General features: G+C 70.5%; 10 protein-coding genes. 2 read left to right on the top strand and 8 right to left on the bottom strand.

Annotation, left to right across the window (positions count from 1 at the left end; genetic code table 11):
* Positions 1–46 precede the first annotated feature (46 nt).
* Both ACIQWG_RS28530 and ACIQWG_RS28525 read right to left on the bottom strand, forming a co-directional pair.
* Positions 47–616, bottom strand: a complete 570-nt coding sequence (locus ACIQWG_RS28530; protein ID WP_404100890.1) for a hypothetical protein — start codon at positions 614–616, stop codon at positions 47–49.
* 35 nt (positions 617–651) lie between these two features.
* Complete coding sequence (locus ACIQWG_RS28525; RefSeq protein ID WP_404100889.1) at positions 652–2,385, bottom strand: S8 family peptidase; 1,734 nt, start codon at positions 2,383–2,385, stop codon at positions 652–654.
* Between the two features lie 310 nt (positions 2,386–2,695).
* Between ACIQWG_RS28525 and ACIQWG_RS28520 the strand changes: the two genes are divergently transcribed.
* Positions 2,696–3,670: an SMP-30/gluconolactonase/LRE family protein gene (locus tag ACIQWG_RS28520; protein ID WP_404100887.1), complete on the top strand. Its 975-nt coding sequence runs from the start codon at positions 2,696–2,698 to the stop codon at positions 3,668–3,670.
* A 72-nt stretch (positions 3,671–3,742) separates the two neighbouring features.
* Here ACIQWG_RS28520 and ACIQWG_RS28515 read toward each other — a convergent pair whose 3' ends face one another.
* The 6 genes from ACIQWG_RS28515 to ACIQWG_RS28490 form a co-directional block, all read right to left on the bottom strand.
* Positions 3,743–4,678 carry a PAC2 family protein gene (locus ACIQWG_RS28515; RefSeq protein ID WP_404100885.1) on the bottom strand — a complete coding sequence of 312 codons (936 nt, stop codon included), beginning with the start codon at positions 4,676–4,678 and terminating at the stop codon, positions 3,743–3,745.
* Positions 4,679–4,830: 152 nt separating this feature from the next.
* Positions 4,831–5,502: a FadR/GntR family transcriptional regulator gene (locus tag ACIQWG_RS28510; RefSeq protein WP_404100883.1), complete on the bottom strand. Its 672-nt coding sequence runs from the start codon at positions 5,500–5,502 to the stop codon at positions 4,831–4,833.
* Between the two features lie 253 nt (positions 5,503–5,755).
* Entirely contained in the window at positions 5,756–7,372 is a 1,617-nt protein-coding gene (locus ACIQWG_RS28505; protein WP_404100881.1) for an FAD-dependent oxidoreductase, read from the bottom strand.
* A 47-nt stretch (positions 7,373–7,419) separates the two neighbouring features.
* Entirely contained in the window at positions 7,420–8,961 is a 1,542-nt protein-coding gene (gene glpK, locus ACIQWG_RS28500) for a glycerol kinase GlpK (RefSeq protein ID WP_404100879.1), read from the bottom strand.
* A gap of 95 nt (positions 8,962–9,056) precedes the next feature.
* The gene (locus tag ACIQWG_RS28495; protein ID WP_404100877.1) at positions 9,057–9,851 is read right to left on the bottom strand and encodes an MIP/aquaporin family protein; all 795 of its coding nucleotides are present in this window, start codon (positions 9,849–9,851) and stop codon (positions 9,057–9,059) included.
* A 399-nt stretch (positions 9,852–10,250) separates the two neighbouring features.
* Complete coding sequence (locus ACIQWG_RS28490; protein ID WP_404100875.1) at positions 10,251–11,015, bottom strand: IclR family transcriptional regulator; 765 nt, start codon at positions 11,013–11,015, stop codon at positions 10,251–10,253.
* 296 nt (positions 11,016–11,311) lie between these two features.
* On the opposite strand from ACIQWG_RS28490, the gene metH reads away from it, so the two are divergent.
* The gene (gene metH / locus ACIQWG_RS28485; RefSeq protein WP_404100873.1) at positions 11,312–14,830 is read left to right on the top strand and encodes a methionine synthase; all 3,519 of its coding nucleotides are present in this window, start codon (positions 11,312–11,314) and stop codon (positions 14,828–14,830) included.
* Positions 14,831–14,992: the final 162 nt, after the last annotated feature.

Raw genomic sequence — 14,992 nt, 5'->3', positions numbered from 1 at the left:
CGCCCCTCTTGTCCGTGGTGCCGGTCAGATCTGCTTCACGTGCCGGTCAGATCCGCTGGATCCGGACACTGCGCAGCACACTCGGCGACTGGGTGTCCCAGATGCCGATCACCTGGTGGCCGAACGCGAAGGCCTGCTGGATCTGCTGGTGCACCTGCGGGTTCGGGTTGTCGAGCACCCGGAACTGGTTGTTGATACGCAGGAAGATCTGGTGCGGCTGGCCCTGGAGCGGGTGCACGATGTCGATGAAGGCGTTCGCCACTCCGGAGGCCAGTGCCTGGGCCTGGACCTGTTGGACGACCTGCTGGACGGCCGACAGCGCGACTTGCTGGAGCTGCTGCTGCATCTGCTGCTCGGCCTGCTGCGCCTGCTGGTCCTGCTGCTGGGTGCCGAACGGCTGGCCGAGCTGCTGCAACAGCTGCTGGTACGGCTGCTGCTGACCGAGCTGCTGGAGCTGCTCCAGGGAGCCGCCCATGCCCGACGGCTGCTGCTGGCCGTAGCCCTGCTGCTGCCCGTACGGCTGTTGCTGGTACGGCTGCTGCTGGTACGGCGATGTGCTCGGGAACTGCTGGCCCTGCTGTTGTCCCATGTGACTCATCTGCGGGGTGGTGCTCATACGGGTGTCACCTTCCCTTGATGTGATGGGCTGCGTCAGCCGGTGATCACCAGGCCGACGATCTCGTCGTCCGAGAACCACACTCGGACATCGGGCCGTCCCCCCGCGAAGGCGGCATGGACCGCCTGGCGGACCTCGGGGGACGGATGGTTCAGGTTCCGCCAGTCACCGGCCACGAACAGCCGCAGCCGGGGCGGAAGTTCACGGGGATACGGCAGCAACTCGTCCCAGTAGCGCTCGGCCTTGCCGGAACCGATCGACTGCGGCACCAGATAGGTGACCGCCGCCTTGATGTCGGGCCGGCCGCCGATCCGCTGGGAGGCGGGCCTGCCGGGCGCGTCCTGCTGCGGGGAACCCGTCGCCCGCAGCACCGCGCGCGCCCGCTCGGGCGACATCGGACGCTGACCGGCCGCCTTGAGCATGCCCTGGAGCGCGGCCAGCGCCCCGACCACCACCGGCGAGGCCGACGAGGTCCCCGAGAACGTGTCCGTGTACCAGGCGATCTCCTCGGGCCCGCCCTGTAGATCGCCGGGCCGGTCCCAGAACCCGCCGGTCGTCGTCACCTCGCGTCCCCAGCCCTGAGCGTCCACCCGGGCGCCGTAGTTGGAGAACGCCAGCCGTGAGCGGTCCGGGCCGTGGTCGCGGCCGTGCGTGCCCGGCGGCGGGGCGCCCGCACCGACCAGGACCGCGCCGGAGGACGCGTTGGACGGGTTGAACGGATTGCGCCACCACTCCGGGAAGTCGTCCGGACGACGCTCGTACAGCGCGTCGTCGAGCGACTCGCCGCCGTTGCCCGCGGCCGCCACCACGAGGACGCCCTTGGCGGTGGCGTGACGGACGGCGGCGAGGTCGTCCGGCCACCATTCGAGGGGGACATAGCCGCGCTGGTCGTCGCGCTCGGCGTACTCGAACCGGGGCCCCGGGCGGTGGAGTTCGATCAGCACGATGTCACCGGCGCCCAGCCGGTCGGCCGCCGCGTGGATCGCGGCCGCCGAGCCGATGTCCTGGACGGACGCGGCCGCGGTCACCGCCTCCGGCACGATGCCCGTGACGCCGCGGTCGTCGCGGTCGCCGCCGATCACCCCGATCACGGCGGTGCCGTGGTTGCGCCAGGCCAGGTCGGCCATCGGCGTACCGATGACGAGACCGGCCAGCTTGCCCGCCAGGTCCTCGTGGCCGAGCTGCCAGGAGCCCTCCACGTCGATCACGGTCACGCCCTGACCGGCGCCGCCGGGCCGCTGCCAGGCCCAGTGGGCGTCGACGCCCTCGGGCGCGGGCCGCAGATATCCCTGCCGGCCGCTGTAGTCGGGCGTGACGGGGGTGCCCTCCTTCAGCCGCCCGCCGTCCGCACCGAACGGCCCGATGGACGCCGGTACGGCGCCGGGCTTCACATACGCCGTGTCGATGCCGGGCAACGCGGCGATCCGGGCGCGTAGTTCCTCGGCCTGGCTCCGAGCGCCGCGCACCCGGTAGAACAGCGCCAGGTCCGGCACCTCCTCCGCGCCCGTGGCCCGCTGCGCCTGCTGAAGCCGGTCCTCGCTGCCGAACAGCGGCTCCAGCGTCAGCTGTTCGTCGGTGAGGAACATGTCGAGAGCCGACACATCGGCACCCGCGGCCGACCGCACGCCCTCGGCCCGGGCACGCAGCCGGGCCTCGGGACGGGCGACGACGATCAGTTCCCGCTCGGCTCCTCGATAGGTGAATCCCGCTCCGTCGGGCCCCGGCCCGGACGCTCCCGGGCCCTGCGCCGGCTGTGCCTGGTCGGTCATGGTCTGCCGCTCCCTTCGGTCCTGGGGTTGCCAAGTGCGGGTGGTGCGGCGCGCCTTCGGGGGACAACCAAGCACGCGTCGAGCGGTCCGTCCAGACTCTTTTCACCAACGTGGTTTGCGCACAAGTTGAATTGGGCAACGTGTGCAATCCGGCCGGAAACAGATGTCACGCCATAATCCGGCCGACTCCGGTCAGTGCCTGTCGAGAGGCTGTCCACGGCTGCGGAGGCGACCGGTGTGTGGTGGGGTGGGGGAGTCAGTTGACCGTTGGACCAGCCGACGGCCGGTCCTGTTCGCGGAAGGACGCACAGTGGCCCCCGAACACCGCTCCTTCGCACCTCACCCCACCCGCCGGAGACTCCTCACGGCCGGCGCCGCCACCGCGGGCGCCGCACTCGTCGGCACCGCCGGCACCCCCGCCACCGCGGCCGGAAAGAACCGGCCCACGGTGATCCACCTCCCGAACGGCTTCCGCCCCGAAGGCATCACCGTCGGCGCCGGACCGTACGCCTACCTCGGCTCCCTCGGCGACGGCTCGATCTACCGCGCCGACCTGCGCACCGGCGCGGGCGGCATCGTCTCCGCCGGACCCGGCACCCCGTCCGTCGGCCTCAAACTCGACCGGCACGGACGCCTGTTCGTCGCCGGACGCGGCCAGGGCGCGCGGGTCGTGGACGCCCGAACCGGCGAGATCCTCGCCTCGTACGTCCTCACCACGGCGACCCCGACCTTCGTCAACGACGTGTTCCTGACCCCGCGCACGGCCTGGTTCACCGACTCCTTCCAGCCCGCGCTGTACGCCCTGCCGCTCGGCCGGCACGGTGAACTGCCGGATCCGGACAAGGTCGTGACCATCACCCTGAGCGGCGCCTGGAGCCAGGTCCCCGGCGAAGTCGTCAACGCCAACGGCATCACCGCCGCCCCCGACGGCTCCGCACTGCTCGTCGTGCAGTCCGGGGTCGGCGGCCTGCACCGCGTGAACCCGCGCACCGGCGTCACCGAACTCGTCGACCTCGGCGACGCGGCCCCGCTCACCAACGGCGACGGACTGCTGCTGATCGGGCGGACGCTGTACGTCGTGCAGAACCGGCAGAACGCGATCGACGTGTTCCGGCTCGCCGCCGACGGCCGCAGGGGCGCCTTCCGGCGGCGGATCACCGACCCGCGGTTCGACGTACCGACCACGGTGGCCGCGTACCAGGGCCGCCTCTACCTGCCCAACGCGCGCTTCACCACCACCCCGACACCGGAGACGACGTACGACGTGATCTCGGTGCCGGCGTGACCCGTGTGACCGAGTGACGGCCGAGGGCGGTGCCCGACACAGCGCACCGCCCTCGGCCGGACTCCCGCGGCCTCAGTCCTCCGACGAGTCCTCGTCGTCGTCCTTGTCGTCCTTGCCGCCCGGCTTCGGGGGCATCGGCGGACGCGTACGGTCGCCCGCCGACGGGCCGCCGTCCCGGCGCCGCAGATACCGCTCGAACTCGCGCGCGATGGCCTCGCCCGACGCCTCCGGGAGCTCCGCGGTGTCCCGGGCCTCCTCCAGCGCCTGCACATACTCCGCGACCTCGCTGTCCTCCGCGGCCAGCTGGTCCACCCCGACCTGCCACGCGCGCGCGTCCTCGGGCAGCTCGCCCAGCGGGATGCGTACGTCGATCAGGTCCTCCAGCCGGTTGAGCAGGGCCAGCGTCGCCTTCGGGTTGGGCGGCTGCGAGACGTAGTGCGGCACGGCGGCCCACAGCGACACCGCCGGAACGCCCGCGTGCGTGCACGCCTCCTGAAGGATGCCGACGATGCCCGTCGGGCCCTCGTACTTGGTCTCCTCCAGATCCATCCGGCGGGCCAGATCCGGGTCGGACGTGGTGCCGCTGATCGGGACCGGACGTGTGTGCGGGGTGTCACCGAGCAGGGCGCCCAGGATGACCACCAGCTCCACGCCCAGCTCGTGCGCGAAGCCGAGGAGCTCGTTGCAGAACGAGCGCCAGCGCATGGACGGTTCGATACCCCGGACCAGCACGAGATCACGCGGCTTCTCGCCGCCGACCCGGATCACCGACAGCCGCGTCGTCGGCCATGTGATCTTGCGGACGCCCTCGTCCATCCACACCGTGGGACGGTTCACCTGGAAGTCGTAGTAGTCCTCGGCGTCCAGCGCCGCGAACACCTCGCCCTTCCACTCCCTGTCCAGATGCGCGACCGCGGTGGAGGCGGCGTCGCCGGCGTCGTTCCAGCCCTCGAACGCGGCCACCATGACCGGGTCGATCAGCTCGGGAACCCCCTCGAGCTCGATCACCCAGCGCCTCCTTCCGACGTGCCCTCGCCTGACGAACCAACCTTACGGCGTGCGGCGGGGGCGCCCGCAGCCCCCGTGCATGGGGGCGTGAACGGATCACTGCCCCGTTCGCCACCCCGGAACACCCCGCAGTCATCCGAGCTGTGTCCGGCTCACAGACTGGAGCGCAGCCACTGCTCCACGCTCGCGACGTGCACGGTCGCCCACGACCGCGCCGCCTCCGCGTCCCGGTCGCGCAGAGCCGCCAGGATCGCCCGGTGCTCGCGCAGGGTCCGGCTCACCGCGTCCTCCTGCGTCAGGCCCCGCCAGATCCGGGCTCGCGTCGTCGGCCCGGACAGACCGTCGAGCAGCGAGCACAGGACCGAGTTGCCGGAGCTCTGCACGATGCCCCGGTGGAACTCCAGGTCGCAGGCGACGAGTTCCTCCACCGACGGGGCGTCGCCGAGCTTGTCCAACTGGTTCGACAGCGCGTCCAGCTGCTGCTCGCTGATCCGGGTGGCCGCCATCGCGGTGGCCGCCGGCTCCAGGATGCGACGGACGGCGAGGAACTCCAGCACGGTGTCGTCGCGGTGGAAGTCGACGACGAAGCTCAGTGCCTCCAGCAGCAGCTGCGGGTCCAGGCTGGTGACGTAGGTGCCGTCGCCCTGCCGTACGTCCAGGATCCGGATCAGCGACAGCGCACGCACCGCCTCCCGCAGCGAGTTGCGGGACAGCCCGAGGTCGGCCGCGAGCTCGCTCTCCTTGGGGAGCCGGTCGCCGGGGCGCAGCGCGCCGGAGACGATCATGCCCTTGATCTTTTCGATCGCCTCGTCGGTGACTGCCATGGCCGGCCCTCCCTGTCGTTCAGGACGTCGCGAGAGACATCCGATCACTCACACCATTATGTGCGCGTGATCTCGCCGTTGACCGAGGCATACGAAAGGGGCGGCTCCATCGGCGCGGAGCCGCCCCTTCCGGTGTGGCCGGCCCCCGTGCGGATGGGGCCGCCCTCGATCGGTCCGGCATGGTCAGGGGAGTGGCCGGACCCGGCACCGGGAGAGGTCCATCCGGCGGAATCCTCTCACGGCACCCGCGAGGTCACTTCTTGTCGAGCAGGTCCTGCACCTTGGCCCGGACGTCGTCCGTGGCCAGACCGCGGATCGTCAGCGTCGTACGACGGCGCAGCACGTCGTCCTGCGTCTCGGCCCACTCGTGGTCCCGGGCGTAGACGACCTGCGCCCAGATCTCCGGAGCGTCCGGGTGGACACGCTCGCCCAGCTCCGGGTTCTCGTTGGCGATACGGGCGATGTCGAAGGCCAGCGAACCGTAGTGCGTGGCCAGGTGCTTGGCGGTGTCGGCCGCCATCCGCGGACCCGGCGCCGGGCGGTCGGTCAGCAACCGGTGGGCGACCGCGCGCGGGTTGGCGATACCCGGCAGCGGCAGCTTCTTCGGCAGCGACGCGATCGGCTCGAAGTCGTCGCCCAGCGGGGCCCCCGGCAGGGACTCCAGCTTCTTCATGATCGTGCGGCCGATGTGGCGGAAGGTCGTCCACTTGCCGCCCGCGACGGACAGCATGCCGCCCCGGCCCTCGGTCACGACCGTCTCGCGCTTGGCCTTCGCCGTGTCACCGGGGCCGCCGGGCAGCACCCGAAGACCCGCGAAGGAGTACGTGATCAGATCACGGTCGAGCTGCTGGTCCCGGATGGAGAACGCGGCCTCGTCCAGGATCTGGGCTATGTCCTTGTCGTTGACCGCGACGTCCGCCGGGTCGCCCTCGAACTCCTCGTCCGTGGTGCCGAGCAGCAGCATGTCCTCCCAGGGCAGGGCGAACGTGATGCGGTACTTGTCGATCGGGGTCGCCAGCGCCGCCTTCCAGGGCGCCGTCCGCTTCAGGACCAGGTGCGCGCCCTTCGACAGCCGGATCGACGGCGCGGCGTTCGGGTCCTCCATCTTGCGCAGGTGGTCGACCCAGGGGCCGGTCGCGTTCAGCACGAGACGGGCGTTCACGCCGAACTCGTCACCGGACACACGGTCCCTCAGGTCCGCGCCGGTCACCCGGCCCTTGGTGAAGCGCAGGCCGGTGACCTCGGCGTGGTTGAGCACGACCGCGCCCGCCTCGACGGCCCCGCGGACCGTCATCAGCGCCATGCGCGCGTCGTTCATCTGGTCGTCGCCGTACACGGCCACGGCCTTGAGGTTGTCGGTGCGCAGCTCCGGCACGTCCTGCGCCGCCTTGGCGGGGGACAGGAGGTGGCCGACGCCGTCACCGAACGCGGAGAGCGCGGAGTAGGCGAAGACGCCCGCCCCGAGCTTCGCGGCGCCGTGCGGCCCGCCCTTGTACACGGGGAGGTAGAACGTGAGCGGGTTCGCCAGGTGGGGGGCCACCTGACGGGAGACCGCACGGCGCTCGAAGTGGTTCTCCGCCACCAGCTTCACCGCGCCGGTCTGGAGATAGCGCAGACCGCCGTGGAGCAGCTTGGAGGAGGCGGAGGACGTGGCGCCGGCGAAGTCACCGGCGTCGACCAGAGCCACCCTGAGGCCGGACTGCGCGGCGTGCCAGGCGGTGGAGATGCCCAGGATGCCGCCGCCGATCACGAGAAGGTCGTACGACGCCTTGGCAAGCTGCTCCCGGGTCTCGGCGCGGCTCGGCTGGGAGCCGGACGCCGGGTGCGTCCCCAGGGCAGGCACGGACTGCAAGGTGGTCTGACTGGTCATTTCGGGTTCTTACTCCTCATCAGAGTTCGAGAGCTGGCGAGGGCCGTTCAGCTCTCGTCGTCCTCGATCCAGCCCATGGTCCGCTCGACGGCCTTGAGCCAGTTCTTGTACTCACGGTCGCGGGTCTCCGCGTCCATGCGGGGGGTCCACTCGGCGGCCCGGCGCCAGTTGGCGCGCAGTTCGTCGGTGCTGGACCAGAAGCCGACGGCGAGACCGGCGGCGTAGGCGGCGCCGAGGCAGGTGGTCTCGGCGACCATCGGGCGCACCACGGGGGCGTCCAGGAAGTCCGAGAGGGTCTGCATCAGCAGGTTGTTGGAGGTCATGCCGCCGTCGACCTTGAGGGCCACCAGCTCGTCGCCGGAGTCCTTGACCATGGCGTCGGCGATCTCCCGGGTCTGCCAGGCGGTCGCCTCCAGGACGGCGCGCGCGAGGTGCGCCTTGGTGACGTACCGGGTCAGACCGGCGATCACACCGCGGGCGTCGGAACGCCAGTGCGGGGCGAACAGACCGGAGAAGGCCGGCACGAAGTAGGCGCCGCCGTTGTCCTCGACCGAGAGCGCGAGCGTCTCGATCTCGGCGGCGGTGGAGATCAGGCCCATCTGGTCGCGCATCCACTGCACCAGCGAGCCGGTGACCGCGATCGAGCCCTCCAGGGCGTAGACCGTCGGCTGCTCACCGATCTTGTAGCCGACGGTGGTCAGCAGGCCCGCGTAGGAGTTGATGATCTTGTCACCGGTGTTCATCACCATGAAGGTGCCGGTGCCGTACGTCGACTTGACCTCGCCCTCGGCGAAGCAGGTCTGGCCGAACAGGGCCGCCTGCTGGTCACCGAGCGCGGAGGCGACCGGGATGCCGCCGAGCAGGTCGCCCAGCTTGCCGCCGGTGATCTCGCCGTAGACCTCGGCGGAGGAGCGGATCTCGGGCAGGATCTGGAGCGGCACACCGATCGACTCGGCGATCTTCTCGTCCCACGCCATGGTGTGCAGGTTCATCAGCATGGTGCGGGAGGCGTTGGTCACGTCCGTGACGTGCTCGCCGCCGTCGACACCGCCGGTCAGGTTCCAGATGACCCAGGTGTCCATGGTGCCGAAGAGGATGTCGCCGGCCTCGGCGCGCTCCTTGAGGCCCTCGACGTTGTCCAGCAGCCAGCGGGCCTTGGGACCGGCGAAGTAGGAGGCCAGGGGCAGGCCGGTCTCGCGGCGGAAGCGGTCCTGCCCGACATTGCGGCCGAGCTCCTTGCACAGCGCGTCGGTGCGGGTGTCCTGCCAGACGATCGCGTTGTGGACGGGCTCGCCGGTGTTCTTGTCCCACAGCACGGTGGTCTCGCGCTGGTTGGTGATGCCGATGGCCTTGATGTCGTCACGGGTGATGCCGGCCTTGGCGATGGCCCCGGCGACGACCTCCTGGACGTTGGTCCAGATCTCGGTGGCGTTGTGCTCGACCCAGCCCGGCTTCGGGAAGATCTGCTCGTGCTCCTTCTGGTCGACGGAGACGATCCGGCCGTCCCGGTCGAAGACGATGCAGCGGCTGGAGGTGGTGCCCTGGTCGATGGCGGCGATGAAGGGGCCGGCGGTGTGGGCGTCGGTCACTGTGTGCTCCTGGAAGTCCGTGGTTATGGGGCTTTACGTACGGCGCGCGCTGAGAGTTTCGGTGCTTCTCACTCGAACGGGTGAAGCTCGGTTCTCTAGGCGAAGGCGACGTTGTAGATGCCTGCCGCGATGGCGCCGCCGATCAGCGGACCGACCACCGGGATCCAGGCGTAGCCCCAGTCGGAGCCGCCCTTGTTGGGCAGCGGCAGCAGGGCGTGCACGATGCGCGGGCCCAGGTCGCGGGCCGGGTTGATCGCGTAGCCGGTCGGACCGCCGAGGGACAGACCGATCGAGACGACCACGAGTGCGGTGATGAGGGCGCCCAGGGTGCCCAGGCCCTTGCCGCTGTCGTTCAGGCCCTGCGTGAGGACAGCGAGCACCAGCACGACCGTGCCGATGATCTCCGTGGCGAGGTTCTGCACCACGTTCCGGATCTCCGGGCCGGTCGAGAAGATGCCCAGGACCGGTCCCGCGCCCTTCTCCTGGGCCTCGACGGCCTTGGCCGCCGTGGCCTGCGCGCCCGGACCGCCGACGATCTCCTTGTCGGTGAGGTGGGCGTGGAACTGGCCGTAGTAGGCGACCCAGACCAGGGCGGCACCGATCATGGCGCCGAGGAACTGTCCGGCGAAGTACGTCGGGACGTTGCTCCAGTCGCTGTCCTTGATCGCGAGCGCGACGGTGACGGCCGGGTTCAGGTGGGCGCCGGACAGCGGCGCCGAGGTGTAGACCGCCGTGAGCACTGCGAAGCCCCACCCGAAGGTGATGGCGAGCCAGCCGGCGTTGCGGGCCTTGGAGGCCTTCAGCGTGACGGCGGCGCAGACGCCACCGCCGAGCAGGATGAGTATGGCGGTACCGATGGTCTCGCCGATGAAGATGTCGGAGCTGGACACCCGCGACTCCTTTGTCCTTCGTCCAGGGGAAGCCGAACCCCGGGTCCCTCCGGTGGTTCGCGTTGCCCTCGGGGGTGAGGGCGATGCCGGCCCTTGGCACTGTCACACTCTAGCGCGTATTGCCGGTAGGTGTTCGACAATGCCGACCGATGGACGGGAGTCTTGCCCCGGTGTGAGGGATGCGTCAAGAGCTCTGTCGTCGAATGCGCGATCGTTGTTGTTTGTGTTGCTTTATCGATATGGCAACCCGTGGGGCGCCACATGACGCGGGCGAACGCCGACGGCCGGAACGTCCTACGACGCCCCGGCAGCCCCTTCTCCCGCTTTTGGCCCCCGCTCCCACGCTTCCGGGTGCCCGCTCTTCCGTCTCCGGGTGCCCGGAGGCGCCCGCGCCGGCGCTCAGAACCGCCCGGCGCCCAGATCCCGCGACACCGCGCGGGCGCAGTCCCGCACCGCCGCGATCAGGTCGGGCCGCAGCTCGCCGTCCCGGCACAGCCGCTCGACGGCGCCGGTGATGCCGACCGAGCCCACCGGCATGCGACGCCGGTCGTGGATGGGGGCGGCGACGGACGCGACGCCCTCCCAGGTCTCCTCCACGTCGGCGGCGTAGCCCCGCGCGCGTGTCATGTCGAGGATGTGCTCGAAGCGGTCCAGCTCGCACACCGTGTGGTCGGTGAAGGCCTTGCGGTCGGCCTCGATCGCCTCGCTGTGCGCGACCGGGTCGTACGCCGACAGGACCTTGCCCAGCGCGGTGGAGTGCAGCGGCTGCATGGCGCCGATCTCCAGCACCTGCCGGCTGTCGTCGGGGCGGAAGACGTGGTGCACGATCAGGACGCCCTGCTGATGCAGAACGCCCAGGTAGACGCTCTCCCCGCTGGAGCGGGCCAGGTCGTCCGTCCACACCAGGGCCCGCGCCCGCAGTTCGTGCACGTCCAGGTAGGTGGTGCCCAGGCGCAGCAGCTCGGCGCCCAGCTGGTAGCGGCCGGAGGCGTCGTCCTGCTCGACGAAGCCCTCCTGCTGGAGGGTGCGCAGGATGCCGTGGGCGGTGCCCTTGGCGAGGCCCAGCGACGAGGCGATGTCCGACAGGCCGAGGCGTCGCTCGCCGCCCGCGAGGAGCCGCAGCATCGCGGCCGCCCGTTCGAGCGACTGGATGTTCCGTGCCATCGCCGTACTGCCTCCGTCCCCTTCGACCGTCGACCTCGCGACGTCGCTGCCGCCGTTCGGCAATGTCGAACACTACCGGTCGTTACCGACCCTTCGCTAATGGTCGGTCGCCATCCGTGCGCCGCGATCGACGCACCCCGGCCCGGACATCGACCCGGGGCGCCTACCTCGTCCCGCCCCGTGGACTGCCCGACCACTTCTCGCCGGTCCCGGTTACGCTGGCCGCGTGCGCCCGTCGCGGACAGTTCCGTGATGGGTGCAAAGCCGACAGCCGTCGCACTCCAGGGAGCCCTTACATGGCCTCGTTGCCACCGACCCCTTCCGCCGACAGCCGGACCCGTGTGTCCGCGCTCCGCGAGGCGCTCGCCACCCGTGTGGTGGTCGCCGACGGAGCGATGGGCACCATGTTGCAGGCCCAGGACCCCACACTCGAGGACTTCGAGAACCTTGAGGGCTGCAACGAGATTCTGAATCTCACCCGCCCCGACATCGTCCGCTCCGTCCACGACGAGTACTTCGCGGTGGGCGTCGACTGCGTCGAGACGAACACCTTCGGGGCCAACCACTCCGCACTCGGCGAGTACGACATCCCCGAGCGCGTGCACGAACTCTCCGAGGCCGGCGCCAGGGTCGCCCGCGACGTGGCCGACGAGTACACGGCCAAGGACGGCCGCCACCGCTGGGTGCTGGGCTCCATGGGCCCCGGCACCAAGCTGCCCACCCTGGGCCACGCCCCGTACACCACGCTGCGCGACGCCTACCAGCGCAACGCCGAGGGCCTGGTCGCGGGCGGCGCCGACGCGCTGCTCGTGGAGACCACCCAGGACCTGCTCCAGACCAAGGCCGCCGTGCTCGGCGCCCGCCGCGGCCTCGAAGCGCTCGGCGTGGACGTGCCGGTGATCGTCTCGGTGACCGTCGAGACCACCGGCACCATGCTCCTCGGCTCCGAGATCGGCGCCGCGCTGACCGCGCTGGAGCCGCTCGGCATCGACATGATCGGCCTGAACTGCGCCACCGGCCCGGCCGAGATGAGCGAGCACCTGCGCTATCTGGCCCGCCACTCGCGCATCCCGCTGTCCTGCATGCCGAACGCGGGCCTGCCGGTGCTGGGCAAGAACGGCGCCCACTACCCGCTGACGGCCCCCGAGCTCGCCGACGCCCAGGAGACCTTCGTCCGCGAGTACGGCCTCTCCCTGGTCGGCGGCTGCTGCGGCACCACCCCCGAGCACCTGCGTCAGGTCGTCGAACGCGTCCACGACCTCAGCCCGACCGAGCGCAGCCCCCGCCCCGAGCCCGGCGCCGCCTCCCTCTACCAGACCGTCCCGTTCCGCCAGGACACCTCCTACCTGGCCATCGGCGAACGCACCAACGCCAACGGCTCCAAGAAGTTCCGCGAGGCCATGCTGGAGGGCCGCTGGGACGACTGTGTGGAGATGGCCCGCGAGCAGATCCGCGAGGGCGCGCACATGCTCGACCTGTGCGTGGACTACGTCGGCCGGGACGGCGTCGCCGACATGGAGGAACTGGCCGGCCGCTTCGCCACCGCCTCCACCCTGCCGATCGTGCTGGACTCCACGGAGGTCGACGTTCTCCAGGCCGGCCTGCAGAAGCTCGGCGGCCGCGCGGTCATCAACTCCGTCAACTACGAGGACGGCGACGGCCCCGAGTCCCGCTTCGCGAAGGTCACCAAGCTCGCGCAGGAGCACGGCGCCGCCCTGATCGCGCTGACCATCGACGAGGAGGGCCAGGCCCGCACCCCCGAGAAGAAGGTCGAGATCGCCGAACGGCTGATCGACGACCTGACCGGCAACTGGGGCATCCACGAGTCCGACATCCTCATCGACACCCTGACCTTCACCATCTGCACCGGTCAGGAGGAGTCCCGGGGGGACGGCATCGCCACCATCGACGCGATCCGCGAACTCAAGCGCCGCCACCCGGACGTCCAGACCACCCTCGGTCTGTCCAACATCTCCTTCGGCCTCAACCCGGCCGCCCGCATCCTGCTGAACTCCGTCTTCCTCGACGAGTGTTCCAAGGCGGGCCTGGACTCGGCGATCGTGCACGCCTCCAAGATCCTGCCGATCGCCCGCTTCGACGACGAGCAGGTCACCACCGCCCTCGACCTCATCTACGACCGCCGCGCCGAGGGCTACGACCCCCTCCAGAAGCTGATGGCCCTGTTCGAGGGCGCCACCGCCAAGTCGCTGAAGGCAGGCAAGGCCGAGGAACTGGCCGCCCTGCCGCTGGAGGAGCGCCTCAAGCGCCGCATCATCGACGGCGAACGCAACGGCCTGGAGGCCGACCTCGACGAGGCCCTCCAGGACACGCCCGCCCTGGACATCGTCAACAACACCTTGCTGGACGGCATGAAGGTGGTCGGCGAACTGTTCGGCTCCGGCCAGATGCAGCTGCCGTTCGTGCTCCAGTCCGCCGAGGTGATGAAGGCCGCCGTCGCCCACCTCGAACCGCACATGGAGAAGTCCGACGCCGACGGCAAGGGCACCATCGTGCTGGCCACCGTGCGCGGCGACGTCCACGACATCGGCAAGAACCTCGTGGACATCATCCTGTCCAACAACGGCTACAACGTGGTCAATCTGGGCATCAAGCAGCCCGTCTCCGCGATCCTGGAGGCCGCCGAGGAGCACCGCGCCGACGTCATCGGCATGTCCGGCCTGCTGGTGAAATCCACGGTGATCATGAAGGAGAACCTGGAGGAGCTCAACCAGCGTGGCCTCGCGGCGGACTACCCCGTGATCCTCGGCGGCGCCGCCCTCACACGCGCGTACGTCGAACAGGACCTGCACGAGCTGTACGAGGGCGAAGTCCGCTACGCCCGCGACGCCTTCGAGGGCCTGCGCCTGATGGACGCCCTCATCGGCGTCAAGCGGGGCGTGCCCGGCGTGCAGCTGCCCGAGCTCAAGCAGCGCCGCGTCAAGAGCGCCGCCACCACGGCCGTACTGGACGAGCGCCCCGAGGAAGGACACGTCCGCTCCGACGTCGCCATCGACAACCGGGTCCCCGAGCCGCCGTTCTGGGGCACCCGCGTCATCAAGGGCATCCAGCTCAAGGAGTACGCCTCCTGGCTCGACGAGGGCGCCCTCTTCAAGGGCCAGTGGGGTCTGAAGGAGACCCGCACCGGCGACGGGCCGTCGTACCAGGAACTCGTCGAGAGCGAGGGCCGTCCGCGGCTGCGCGGACTGCTCGACAAGCTCCAGACGGAGAACCTGCTGGAAGCCGCCGTGGTCTACGGCTACTTCCCCTGTGTCTCCAAGGACGACGATCTGATCCTGCTCGACGAGCACGGCAACGAACGCACCCGCTTCACCTTCCCGCGCCAGCGCCGCGGCCGCCGGCTGTGCCTCGCGGACTTCTTCCGCCCGCAGGAGTCCGGCGAGACCGACGTCGTCGGGCTCCAGGTGGTCACCGTGGGCTCGCGGATCGGCGAGGAGACGGCCCGGATGTTCGAGGCCAACGCCTACCGCGACTACCTCGAACTGCACGGCCTGTCGGTGCAGTTGGCCGAGGCGCTCGCCGAGTACTGGCACGCGCGCGTGCGCTCCGAGCTAGGCTTCGCCGGGGACGACCCGGCCGACATCGAGGACATGTTCGCGCTGAAGTACCGCGGCGCCCGCTTCTCCCTCGGCTACGGCGCCTGCCCGAACCTGGAGGACCGGGCCAAGATCGCCGACCTGCTCCAGCCGGAGCGCATCGGCGTCCAGCTGTCCGAGGAGTTCCAGCTGCACCCCGAGCAGTCCACGGACGCCATCGTCATCCACCACCCGGAGGCGAAGTACTTCAACGCACGCTGAGCCGCCCTCCGGCGCATTCCGGGCCGGGGTAGAGGGTGTGCCCGGAGGCACAGCGGTCAAACCAGGCGCATCGTCGCCGCAGGTCGTACACTGGACGGTCCACCGCAGGCCGGTTCCCTTAGTGGGAGCCGGCCTGTCCGCCCCTCAAGGAGGTGCGCCAGG

Source organism: Streptomyces sp. NPDC098781, assembly GCF_044759995.1.
Classification (GTDB): Bacteria; Actinomycetota; Actinomycetes; order Streptomycetales; family Streptomycetaceae; genus Streptomyces.
Note: the sequence above shows the minus strand (reverse complement) of the source record. Positions and strands in the feature narration are given on the sequence as shown.